7 protein-coding genes are annotated in these 12408 nt (G+C 43.5%); all 7 read left to right on the top strand.

Features of this window, described 5'->3' with window-relative positions:
• The first annotated feature begins 183 nt into the window (after nt 1-183).
• The 7 genes from AAEY79_RS02560 to AAEY79_RS02530 all read left to right on the top strand — a co-directional run bounded on the left by AAEY79_RS02560 (nt 184) and on the right by AAEY79_RS02530 (nt 12197).
• Nucleotides 184-2166, top strand: coding sequence for a TonB-dependent siderophore receptor (locus AAEY79_RS02560; protein ID WP_101212867.1), 1983 nt, complete (start codon nt 184-186; stop codon nt 2164-2166).
• 336 nt (nt 2167-2502) lie between these two features.
• Nucleotides 2503-3927, top strand: coding sequence for an adenosylhomocysteinase (gene ahcY, locus AAEY79_RS02555; protein ID WP_352287099.1), 1425 nt, complete (start codon nt 2503-2505; stop codon nt 3925-3927).
• Between the two features lie 13 nt (nt 3928-3940).
• Nucleotides 3941-4789, top strand: a complete 849-nt coding sequence (locus AAEY79_RS02550) for a methylenetetrahydrofolate reductase (protein ID WP_201634103.1) — start codon at nt 3941-3943, stop codon at nt 4787-4789.
• A gap of 206 nt (nt 4790-4995) precedes the next feature.
• Nucleotides 4996-5862: a 16S rRNA (uracil(1498)-N(3))-methyltransferase gene (locus AAEY79_RS02545; RefSeq protein ID WP_201577523.1), complete on the top strand. Its 867-nt coding sequence runs from the start codon at nt 4996-4998 to the stop codon at nt 5860-5862.
• A gap of 191 nt (nt 5863-6053) precedes the next feature.
• Nucleotides 6054-7766, top strand: a complete 1713-nt coding sequence (locus AAEY79_RS02540; protein WP_244952014.1) for a bifunctional diguanylate cyclase/phosphodiesterase — start codon at nt 6054-6056, stop codon at nt 7764-7766.
• 563 nt (nt 7767-8329) lie between these two features.
• Nucleotides 8330-10123, top strand: coding sequence for an acyl-CoA dehydrogenase C-terminal domain-containing protein (locus AAEY79_RS02535; protein ID WP_025651196.1), 1794 nt, complete (start codon nt 8330-8332; stop codon nt 10121-10123).
• A 289-nt stretch (nt 10124-10412) separates the two neighbouring features.
• On the top strand, nt 10413-12197 hold the full coding sequence (locus AAEY79_RS02530) for an acyl-CoA dehydrogenase C-terminal domain-containing protein (protein ID WP_201566434.1): 1785 nt from the start codon (nt 10413-10415) through the stop codon (nt 12195-12197).
• Nucleotides 12198-12408: the final 211 nt, after the last annotated feature.

Here is a 12408-nt window from a genome sequence, read left to right as displayed (position 1 = left end):
TGCACGAGGATGACTTAATAATCTACTATCATGAAACTGGCTCAGCTTAGCGTGAATAAATATTGGCTAAAAGTGGTTTATAAAGCAGGCATATTTATAGATAATGAGCGTTGTTTAACTTGTCTACTGTTTTTTGTAAACTTTACCTTCTTAACCTTTGCTCATGTAACCTTGGAAATCATTATGTTGTTAACACGTTCTTCTTCGTCTACTTATTTACGCTGCTGTATTTTAAGTGCGCTTGGTGTATTTGCCGTAAATACAGCCATGGCTGTCACACCAGCTGACACTGACTTAGAAACAGTCAATGATAGTGAATTACCACAAGTTGAGCTTGATAAAATTGTGGTGACCGCCACACGTACGCCTACTAAAACGAGTAACGTCATTGCTCAAACTCGGATCATTGATAGTGAAGAGCTACAACGTTATCAGGGTCAGACGGCACTTGATATTTTGAAACATCAGCCAGGTTTCAGTCATTACACTAATGGCGGCTCAGGTACTACCTCAAATTTTTATATGCGCGGTTATGATAGCAAACAAGTTTTAGTGCTCATTGATGGCGTACGCTATAGCTCGTTGAGTGCGGGCGGTGCAACCTTAAATCTACTTCCAGCGGATCAGATTGATCGTATTGAAGTCTTGTATGGTGCTTCAGGCTCTAGTATTTATGGTGCAGACGCGATGGGCGGCGTTATCCAAGTATTCACTAAAGGCAATAATATCGAACAAAGTAACGTTGCTGTGACCGCAGGTATTGGCTCTCATAATCAATATTTATATGGAGCGAGCGCTCAATTTACTAATGACAAGGGTACTACGCTGAGCCTAGCAGCCAGTCATAACGAAACAGACGGATTTAACGCTACTTTACCTGGTGACCTACCAAGTCAGACTGATGATGATGGCTTTGAGAGTGATAACTACAGCTTACTTCTTAATCAAAAAATTAACGATAGTTTAAGATTTGGAATTAGCGGTCTTTATTCAAAATCAACAACAGATATTGACGCTTATGATGATTACATGACGGGCGCTCCTGCTCTAAAGCATGCCTTTTCAGATCAAGAAAGTGGGGCTGCTAGTGCCTATCTTGAACATTTTACTGATAGCAGCAACACAAAACTTCAATATGGTTATAGTATCGACGAATCAACGACTTATGAGACTGACGCAAATAATGGCAGCCAATATGATACTAAGCAGCAGCAAATAAGCTTAATAAGCGTTCAAGACTTGCCAGTCGGCAAATTAACTCTGGGCGCTGAGCATTTGAAGCAAAAACTTGAGTCAAATGTATATGATGCCGATGATCGTAAAACTACCAGTGGTTTTTTGGGTTATTTGCTGTCATATAATGGCTTCGACGCGCAAGCCAATATACGATATGACGACTATTCAGATTTCGACAGCGAAACTACTTATAACTTAGGCGGTGCTTATAATATTAGCCCTGATTTTCGTATTGGCGCAAGTTACGCTAAAGGCTATCGCATACCGACCTTTAATGACTTATACGGACCTAAAAGTTGGGGCAGTAATCCAAATCTAAAACCAGAAACTAGTGATAACTACGAAGCTTTCATTGAATATAATACTTCACTGCAATCGACACGCATCACAGGTTACCATAATAAGGTCGACGACCTTATTGCCAGTGATGGTAAAAGCACCCCTGAATACATTTATGGACAAAGAATAAATACTGACAAAGCCAAAATCAAAGGGGTGACATTGACTTCAGATTGGGTAATTGATAATTACCTATTTGGAGGCAGTTACGACTACCAAAAAGCTAAAGATGATAGTGATTACACGGGTAAAGTCGACTATCTTGGTAATCCTATTGATTACAATGGTAACTACCTCCCTATTCGCCCTGAGAACAAAGGCCTTATCTACTTAGGCTATCGTTTACCGAGTTTAGATATCCGTGCTGAATATGAATATATAGGTCATTATTATTACAGTGTAAACAATGCTGATTCACAGATCATAGATAGCTTTGGTCTATTTAATATTAGTGGCAATTATCAGTTGACGGATAATTTAACAATGAGTGCTCGCTTAAATAATATTACTAATAAAGACTATGTGACAGCGCTTGGCTATAACACTGACGGCACTAACTTCTTTACCTCATTAACTTATAACTGGTTCTAAACCCAATCAAATTGCACAAAATGTATATCAACAATCAAGGTCATCCAACGATGGCCTTTTTTTGTGCCCACCAAAAAGGCAAAATCACTCATACCTTTACTGCCTAATATTTATGTTATCCAATAGGTGACAATCACTGATTCATCTATTACAATAACGACCTCCGAGAGGTGTTGCGCCATAATAAATTTTATTGCATATAAGCTTTATCGCTTTGCAAATCATTTGTTATGTTAGGCTCGGTTAACTGTTTATGACCATTTTGGGTTATGAACAGCGCAAATAACGGCACCTGCGTTTTTATTCTTTTTATCTATTAACTGATAGGAGCATATTATGGACGCAGTGTCTAACACCCCATCTGCCCATACGATCGACCCCTCTTTCACTGACTATAAAGTTGCCGACATTAGCCTTGCTGATTACGGTCGCCATGAAATCACCCTAGCTGAAGCCGAAATGCCTGCCCTGATGGGTTTGCGTCGTCGCTACGAAGCCGACCAACCGCTTAAAGGCGCAAAAATCGCTGGCTGTATCCACATGACCATTCAGACGGCTGTCCTTATTGAGACGCTTGTCGCGCTAGGTGCGGAAGTACGCTGGACCTCATGTAACATCTTCTCAACTCAAGACCATGCTGCTGCGGCGATTGCTGCTGCTGGTATCTCTGTTTATGCTTGGAAAGGCGAAACCGAAGAAGAGTACGAGTGGTGCTTACGTCAACAAATCCATGTTGACGGCGAAGCCTCAGGTCAACTTTGGGATGCTAACTTAATCTTGGACGACGGCGGTGATTTGACTGCTTTGATTCATAACGATTATGCCCAAATGCTTGATAACATCCATGGTATCTCTGAAGAAACTACTACAGGTGTCCATCGTTTGGTTGAAATGCTAAATAAGGGTACGCTAAAAGTACCGGCTATCAACGTTAACGACGCGGTTACCAAGTCTAAAAATGACAACAAATACGGCTGCCGTCATAGCTTAAATGATGCCATCAAACGTGCTACCGATATGTTCCTTGCCGGTCGCCGTGCGCTAGTCATCGGTTATGGTGATGTGGGTAAAGGCTCAACGCAAAGCTTACGTCAAGAAGGCATGATCGTACGTGTCTCAGAAGTTGATCCTATCTGTGCTATGCAGGCCTGTATGGACGGCTATGAAGTATTGTCACCTTACATCAACGGCGATAACACCGGCGGCGCAGAGAATATCAACAAGCGCTTGCTTGAAGACACTGACATGATTGTCACTACTACTGGCAACTATCATGTTTGTGATAGACACATGCTTGCGGCACTTAAGCCTGGTGCGGTCGTTTGTAACATCGGTCATTTTGACACTGAAATCGATACCCAATTTATGCGTGACAACTGGCGCTGGGTTGAGATTAAGCCACAAGTGCATCAAATCTTCCGCTCAGACGATGAAAACGATTATTTGATTTTGCTTGCTGAAGGTCGTTTAGTAAACCTAGGTAATGCCACTGGTCACCCATCACGCGTGATGGACGGCTCATTTGCCAACCAAGTATTGGCACAAATGTATTTGTTTGAAGAAAAGTTTGCTGACTTGCCAGTTGATGAGCGCACTGACAACTTATACGTCAGAGTATTGCCTAAAAAGCTAGACGAAGAAGTCGCTGCTGCCATGGTTGCTGGTTTTAACGGTACATTAACTAAGCTGACGGAAAAACAAGCAGAGTATTTGGGTGTGCCTGTCGAAGGTCCGTTCAAGCCTGACGCTTATAAATACTAAAAGGAGCTAGCCTGTGAGTAAGCCTGCTTTCTCCTTCGAGTTTTTTCCGGCCAAAACCGAGCAAGGACATGAAAAGCTCCTCAGCACTTATGATGAGTTAAATAAGCTATCACCTGCTTACTTTTCAGTGACCTACGGTGCGGGCGGTTCAACCCGTAGCCGCACTTTGGATATTGTCCAAGCTTTGTGCGCGCGCGGTGAGACGGATATTGCGCCGCATATGTCTTGTATCGGTGATGATAAAAGTCAAATCGCCGAACTGCTCGATCTTTATAAAGGCTTAGGCATCCAGCGTTTGGTCGCCCTGCGTGGTGACTTACCCTCAGGTCAGGTTGGTATGGGTGAGCTACCGTTTGCGTTAGACTTGGTGAAGTTTATCCGTGAATATTCAGGTGATCACTTTCGTATCGAGGTCGCAGCCTACCCTGAGATGCATCCACAAGCGCGTAGCTTTGAGTTTGATGTTGACAACTTAGTCAATAAATATCAGGCTGGTGCCGATGCATCAATTACCCAGTTTTTCTATAACGCGGATAGTTATTTATATCTGCGTGATACGTTAGAGAAGCGCGGTATCGATACAGTAGCGCAGCCGTTAGTCGCAGGCATTATGCCGATTACCAACTCTAGCAATCTCGTACGCTTTGCCGATAGCTGTGGTGCTGATATTCCTCGCTATGTGCGTAAGCGCTTGGCAGATTTTGGCGATGACCGCACCGCTATTCGCGAGTTCGGCTTTGATGTGGTCTATCGTTTATGTGAGCGCTTGATTGCCGAGGGCGTACCTGCCATGCATTTTTATAGCATGAATAAGGTTGAGCCAAACAAGCGTTTGGTCGAAGCGTTGGGACTCACCGCTTAAACTTTTATCGAATGTATTGCTGAATGACTGGCGTTCTTAGGAGCGCCAGTTTTTTTGTTTTGCTGATGACTCATCTTATGCTAAGGACAGCCTTATTTGAGCTGTTTTTATTCCCCAAACACCTGTAACAATACCCCTCTCTTCTCAGCTCATATTCTGCTAATATATTGGGATGGATTATTGTTCAATTAAAGGATTAAGCGACTGTGCGACGTTTTTTTTATGCCTCCAGTAACGATACGAACACCCCCTTCCCCAAACTTAGCACCTTGCCTATGGGTGCTAGTGTCGAATTAACAGACAGTATTGTCCATCATTGGTGCCGGGTACTACGCGCAAATATCGGTGACCAAGGCATTTTGTTCGATGGCTTTGGCGGCGAATATCAGGTACAGCTACAAGCAATTAGTAAAAAAAATGCCACAGCGACTTTACTGACTCGTTCAGAGGATGACCGCAGCGCCTCTGTATTAACTAAAATCGCTCTGGTGATGAGTCGCGGTGAACGGATGGATTATGCCATTCAAAAATCTACCGAGCTTGGCGTTACTGCAATCCAACTCCTCAGCAGTCATCATGGCGAGGTCAACCTCAAACCCGCACAAGTTGAAAAAAAGTTGGCGCATTGGCAACAAGTCGCTATCGCCGCCTGTGAGCAATGCGGCCTCAATCGCCCACCACTTATTCTTGCGCCATTATCGATTGATGACTGGCTATTAAATATAGCCGCTAGCGAAAAATTAAACGAAAAAGAAATGGTGGTCAGCCCTATAGTAGCTGAGCTGAGCCAAGATTCTTATTATCAAGTATTACAGCAACCGGCAGATTTACGTTTGCAACTGAGCGTGCCAGCAGCAGGACAACCTTTGCGGCCAGAGACGCTATCAATTGCACTAAAAAGAGATAAACCCTACGTAGAGTTGCTCATCGGCCCCGAGGGTGGTCTGAGTAATGATGAGCGCGCACAAGCACAAGCAAGGGGCTTTGCGCCTTGGCAAATTGGCCATCGCGTATTGCGCACTGAGACTGCGCCGGTCGTTGCCTTGGCGACATTGCACGCGCTTCGTTGTTAACGACAAAATGTTATTGCCAATATCATGCTGATAGCTAGGGTAAACGAAGCGTGCTGATACGACCCTTTTCATTGCCTTGCACGCTGGGGGTATAACTTGTACCGCTAAGCTTACGATATTATTTACCAAGGTTATGTCTAGCAAAGACTGGCTAACTTTTTTGGCTTGATGTTGATTTAATGAGTCCAACTATGACTACTTTTACCACGCTTCCACTCTCGGACAAGCAGCAACTGTTGACCCAGTTATGCGAGCAATCTGAAGACGCCATCTTTATCCTAGATGCAGACTTTCGTTATCTATCAGTCAATGCCATTTATGAGATTATGATTGGTTACAGCGAATCTTTTTTGCTGGGCCGACCGCTTGGTATATATGCGGCTGAATTCTTATCAAAAGAAGAGCAAGCAATTTTACATGATCTCACCAAAGCCTTAGACAGCGAAGGATTTCATGAAATCGATTTTTCGATGGCGAATCGCTATGGACAAGTCCTAAACTGTCACATTACTTATCGCAGAATCTATGTGGGGCAAACGGCTTATTATGTCGGGGTGGTTCGTGATATGTCGTCTGTTGTCGAGGACAGAAAACAAGTGGCTCATCTGCTTAATTACGATCAACTGACCGGCTTGCCCAATCGCAAGGTGTTTTTGAGTCAGACCAGTGAGCTGTTGTTAGAGAGTTATCAAGAGGTGGTGATTGTACGTCTTAATATTGATCGTTATCGCAATCTTGCCAGCCTACTCGGCCCTGACGGTATCAATACACTCATAGAGAACTTTGTACTGCGGGTCAAAACCTTAAAGCTTGACAACTTACGCTGTTTTTCTCATTTTGGTGGTGATGATTTTGCTTTATTGTTCGAATGTAATGACGCCAATACCGTACGTAATCAGCTAGATAGCTTGATGCAAATGTGTGAGCATCCGTTCTCTATCAATGATGAGCCAGCCGAAGATGCGGACATTTATTGTCATATCTCCGTTGGCGTCAGTTACTTCCCTGAAAATGATCACGAAATGGCGGGGCTATTGACCAAAGCCGAGAAGGCCTTACATTATGTGAAGCAACAAGGTGGCGACGACATCTGTTGGTACAATAAAGCAATCAGCGAAGCGACTGCCAATAGTTTACAGCTAGAGGCCGAGCTTAGAGCAGCCAGCAATGAAGTTCAGTTTATACCCTACTATCAACCCAAGTTTGCCTTAGATACCGGAGCCATCACTGGCTTTGAGGCGCTGGTACGTTGGCAGCACCCCACTCGCGGACTGCTAAAACCTGTCCACTTTATGAACGCCATCATTACTCACAAACTGTCGTTTGAGCTATTCTCACAAATGGCAGTCCAAATTGCACAACAGCTATCAATTTGGCAAAAACTTGGCTTCGATCAGCATATCTGTATCAATGCGGATGCTGCTGAATTTAGCCATCCTGATTTTTATGAAATGGTCAGCAACTTGTTTTTACAGTACGACATCAGCGCTCAACAATTGCATATTGAAGTAACAGAATCCTCATTGATACAACGCCATGCCAATGTCAAGAAACAGCTCGATTTACTAAAAGAGTTGGGGATTTGTTTGGCGCTAGATGACTTCGGCACAGGTTATGCATCTTTAAGCTATTTACAAGAATACCCTTTTGACTTTATCAAAATCGATAAAAGTTTTATATCAAAGATTGAAACCAACCGTACTCAATACGCCATCGTCAAGGCAATTTTAGATTTGGCAGTGGCACTTGACATGCAAGTTATCGCTGAAGGTATCGAAACCGAGCAGCAGCGTGATTTACTATTAGACATGGGTTGCCAGTACGGGCAAGGCTATTGGTTCGGCAAACCAGTGACTGCTGATATCGCAACCGAACTGCTAAGGCAGCAGTACTCATCCAAATAAGACATCTTAAGATATATATTGACTTTGGTAATGATAGTAAAGGGCAAGAGAAATATCAGCAAACTAAAGTCAGTAAGACAGTTAACATAATGATATTAACAACTTATTTAATACCATTTTTCGTCGATTTTGCCCTTTCTAGCTTATTAATCCCTTTTTTGTCCAGATTGAAGACAAATTCAAATCTTTTTGTAAAAATGACTCGCTAGTTTTTTAGTCGATTATTATCATTCATTTTTTTCGCCTAACGTTGATTGCATAACGGATGCAAGGTAGGTTCATGACTTATCAGTGCTGTCACTAAACTTGTATAATCGCCTATGAAAGCCTATCTTTTATGGTGCATTTGTTAGAGCCAATTGAACATTAAACTGACTTTAACAATCACCATTCGTTTCAATACTATTTTATACAATCGACACCTTAGATGAGCCGTATCCGTCTCTACCATTCCAGTAGACACTTCGGATACAGTCAGTTCTGTCTCATGCGCGAAACTTTAGCGCATGAGACAGGATAACCAGCTATTGGTCTCGATTGCATTCCAAAAAGGACAGGAAGTTATGCAATACAAAGCGCCCTTACGTGACATTCAATTCGTGATGCATGAGTTACTCGACAGCGAAAGTCACTACAAAACTTTGCCTGCGTTCCAAGAAGCAGATCGCGAGTTGATGGACAGCCTGTTTGAGATGGCAGCGAGCTTTGCTGAAAATGAGCTATCACCACTGAATCAAAGCGGTGATGCTGAAGGTTGTCAGTTTAACAATGGCGCTGTTACCACGCCAAAAGGTTTTAAAGAAGCATACAAAGCGTATTGTGAGCTTGGCTTCCCAGCGTTGTCTGCTGAAGAAGCATTCGGTGGTCAAAACATGCCGTTTTCATTATCGACGGTCATTAATGAGATGGTTGGTACAGCTAACTGGTCATTCTCTATGTACCCTGGCCTATCACACGGTGCCATCCAGACCATTGAACATCATGGTACTGATGCACAAAAACAAACTTACTTAGAAAAAATGGTCACTGGCGAATGGTCAGGTACTATGTGCTTGACTGAAGCGCATGCAGGTTCTGACTTGGGTATCATTCGTACCAAAGCTGAGCCAAAAGAAGATGGTAGCTATAGCATCACTGGTCAAAAAATCTTTATCTCAGCTGGTGAGCATGACTTAACCGATAACATTATTCACATCGTTTTGGCTCGTCTACCAGGCGCTCCTGCTGGCACCAAAGGCATCTCGTTGTTTATCGTTCCTAAAGTCATGGTCAACGAAGACAGCAGCTTGGGTGAAAATAATAAAGTCGTTTGTGGTTCTATCGAGCACAAAATGGGTATCAAAGCCTCAGCGACTTGTGTCATGAACTTTGATGGCGCAACTGGTTACTTGATTGGCCCTGAGAACCGTGGTTTACAGTGCATGTTTACCTTTATGAACGTCGCTCGTATCGGTACGGCAGTTCAAGGTTTAACGGCAGCAGAGTATGCGTTCCAAGGCTCACTGACTTATGCCAAAGACCGCTTAGCGATGCGTTCACTATCAGGTGCTAAAGCGCCAGAAAAAGTGGCCGACCCTATCATCGTCCATCCAGCGGTTCGTAACATGTTGTTGACCGAAAAAGCCTTTGCAGAAGGCGGTCGTGCCCTAGTTTATTACCTCTCGCATTTTGCGGATACCGTTGCCAAAGGCGAAGGCGACAACCTGAAATTTGCTGACCAAATGCTGTCATTATTGACACCAATTGCTAAAGCATTCTTGACTGAGACTGGTCTAGAAGCGGCTAACCATGGCGTACAAGTCTATGGCGGTCATGGTTTTATCAGCGAATGGGGCATGGAACAAAACGTCCGTGATACACGTATTGCTTGTCTTTATGAAGGTACTACTGAAATACAAGCGCTTGACCTCTTAGGTCGTAAAGTGTTGGGTTCACAAGGTAAACTGCTTGCTAACTTCGTACAAATCATCCAAACGTTCTGTGAAGAAAACAGTGACAATGATGAGATGGGTCAGTTTATCCGTCCACTTGCCAAGCATCTAAAAGAATGGGGCGATTTGACGTCACGTATCGGTATGCAAGCGACTGAAAACGCAGATGCAGTCGGCGGCGCGGCAGTTGATTACTTATACTTCAGTGGTTACGTCACTCTAGCCTACTTATGGGCTCGTATGGCATTGGTCGCGCAAACTGAAATCGCTAACGGTAGCAGCGAGCAAGCATTCTATGATGCCAAGATTAAAACCGCACAATTCTACTTTGCAAAACTATTACCACGTACCACTACTCACGTACAGCGTATCGCTACTGGCGTTGAACCGTACATGACGATGGATGTTGATCAATTTGCTTTTTAATAAGCCCTAAGTAGATCCAATATTTGCTTAATGAACATCACTATTGTAATTAAAATCGGCAACATACCAAGGTGTGTTGCCGATTTGCTTATTGCGATATAGTTGAGCTTATAAAAACGATTATTTGCCAAAAAAACATTTTTGGTGTACGCGCAATTCACGAAGAAATACACAAGCTAAGCCTCTAATTTGCTAAACTTTAGCTATTGACCATTAAGGTTAACTCAAAAAGAACAACCGATAACCTTAACGTATTTAATTTTTATTCAATTGAACCAAAGGAATGTTTATGGCTGTTTATAATGCCCCTCTTAATGACATGCGCTTCATCTTAAATGATGTTTTTAAAGCGAATGAATTTTGGCAAAACAACGACAATCTGGCTCATGTTGACATGGACACTGTCGATATGATTTTAGAAGAAATGGCAAAACTGACCAAAAACGTTCTGCTACCTATTAACCGTAGTGGCGATGAAGAAGGTGCTACTTTTCAGGGTGATGGCGTTGTCACTACGCCAACAGGTTTCAAAGACGCTTATAAACAATATGCCGAATCTGGCTGGGTTGGTTTAAGCGGTAACGCTGAATACGGTGGTCAAGGCTTCCCAAAAATGGTCACTATGCTGACCGAAGAGATGGTTTTCACTGCCAACCAATCGTTTGCCCTCTACCCTAACTTGACTGTTGGCGCCACATTGTGTCTTAATGCTGCCGGTTCAGAAGAACAGAAACAAACCTATCTAGAAAAAATGTATAACGGCGAATGGGCTGGTACCATGTGCCTAACAGAGCCACATGCCGGTACTGACTTAGGTATTATCAAGACCAAAGCGGTGCCAAATGATGATGGTAGCTATCAGATTTCTGGTACTAAGATTTTCATCACAGGTGGTGAACACGACCTAACTGATAATATTATTCACTTAGTATTGGCAAAAACGCCTAACGCCCCAGAAGGCTCAAAAGGCATTTCTTTATTCGTCGTACCAAAATTCTTGGTCAACGAAGATGGCAGCTTGGGCGAGCGTAATACCTTGGCTGTTGGTTCTATCGAACATAAGATGGGTATCAAAGCGTCGGCCACTTGCGTCATGAACTTTGACAATGCAAAAGGCTGGATGGTTGGTGCTGAAAACACGGGTCTGTCTTCTATGTTCATCATGATGAACTATGAGCGTGTCACCATGGGTCTGCAAGGACTTGGTGGTTCTGAGCTTGCTTACCAAAACGCGGCACTGTATGCCAATGACCGTGGTCAAGGCCGTAGCGACACCCAACTACAAAGCCCAGAAAAACCAGCTGACGCGATTATTCATCACGCCGATGTCCGCCGCATGCTGTTAAATGCTAAGACCAATACTGAAGCATCACGCTGTTTTGCAATGTATGTCGCCAAAAACCTTGATGAAGAAAAATTTAGTACCGATCCAGAAGCAGCTGCTGCTGCTGCCGCTCGCGTTGCCCTACTGACGCCAGTTGCCAAGGCATTTTTGACCGACAAAGCCTTAGAAGCCACGGTTGATTGTCAGCAAGTCTTCGGCGGTCATGGCTATATTCGCGAATGGGGTATGGAGCAGATCGTTCGTGATACGCGTATTGCCCAGATTTATGAAGGCACCAACGGTATTCAAGCACTTGACCTACTAGGTCGTAAAGTGGCAAAAAATAATGGCAAATACGTCACCCACTTCTTAGGTGAGATTCGTGATTTCGTCAATAATATGCAAGCGGATCATGCGATCAAACAAGCAACCCTAGAGGCTGCGGATACGATAGAAACTCTTACCCAAACGGTACTGGCTAATATTGGCGAGCGTAAAAACGAAATCAATGGCTGTGCTGTTGACTATATGCATGCCTTTGGCTATCTGTGCTATTCGTACATGTTTGCATTGATGGTGGAAGCCGCTAACGGTCAAGAGGGCGAGTTCTACACCAACAAGGCCAAACTGGCTGATTACTTTGTCGGTCGTGTCTTGCCACGTATCGATGCGCATGCGCAAATGGTAAAAGCAGGTAGCGATCCGATGATGAACTTTGATCTTGACTACTTTGATGTACCTGCTAGCTAAATAGCCGTCATCGCCATTCTATAAGATTTTAAATAAGGGGACAGTTACGCTACTGTCCCTTTTTTTGCCAAAAATATTTTCAGCATAACTGCTAACAAAATAACTCACTATCAATGCATGGTTCCGATTAGAATAACGCAAGACAAACTATAGTCAGAGCATTTCTAAACCGCTACGGTGTTACCCGCCCTAGATGTACTCAGTGTACTAT

It is taken from the genome of Psychrobacter sp. GW64-MNA-CIBAN-0177, assembly GCF_040309585.1.
GTDB classification, from domain to species: domain Bacteria; phylum Pseudomonadota; class Gammaproteobacteria; order Pseudomonadales; family Moraxellaceae; genus Psychrobacter; species Psychrobacter okhotskensis.
Note: the sequence above shows the minus strand (reverse complement) of the source record. Positions and strands in the feature narration are given on the sequence as shown.

Excerpts from the sequence above, each read along its gene's own strand:
- AAEY79_RS02535 (WP_025651196.1), top strand. The coding sequence starts at position 8,330 with ATGCAATACAAAGCGCCCTTACGTGACATTCAATTCGTGATGCATGAG.
- AAEY79_RS02530 (WP_201566434.1), top strand. The coding sequence starts at position 10,413 with ATGGCTGTTTATAATGCCCCTCTTAATGACATGCGCTTCATCTTAAAT.
- ahcY (WP_352287099.1), top strand. The coding sequence starts at position 2,503 with ATGGACGCAGTGTCTAACACCCCATCTGCCCATACGATCGACCCCTCT.
- AAEY79_RS02560 (WP_101212867.1), top strand. The coding sequence starts at position 184 with ATGTTGTTAACACGTTCTTCTTCGTCTACTTATTTACGCTGCTGTATT.
- AAEY79_RS02540 (WP_244952014.1), top strand. The coding sequence starts at position 6,054 with ATGACTACTTTTACCACGCTTCCACTCTCGGACAAGCAGCAACTGTTG.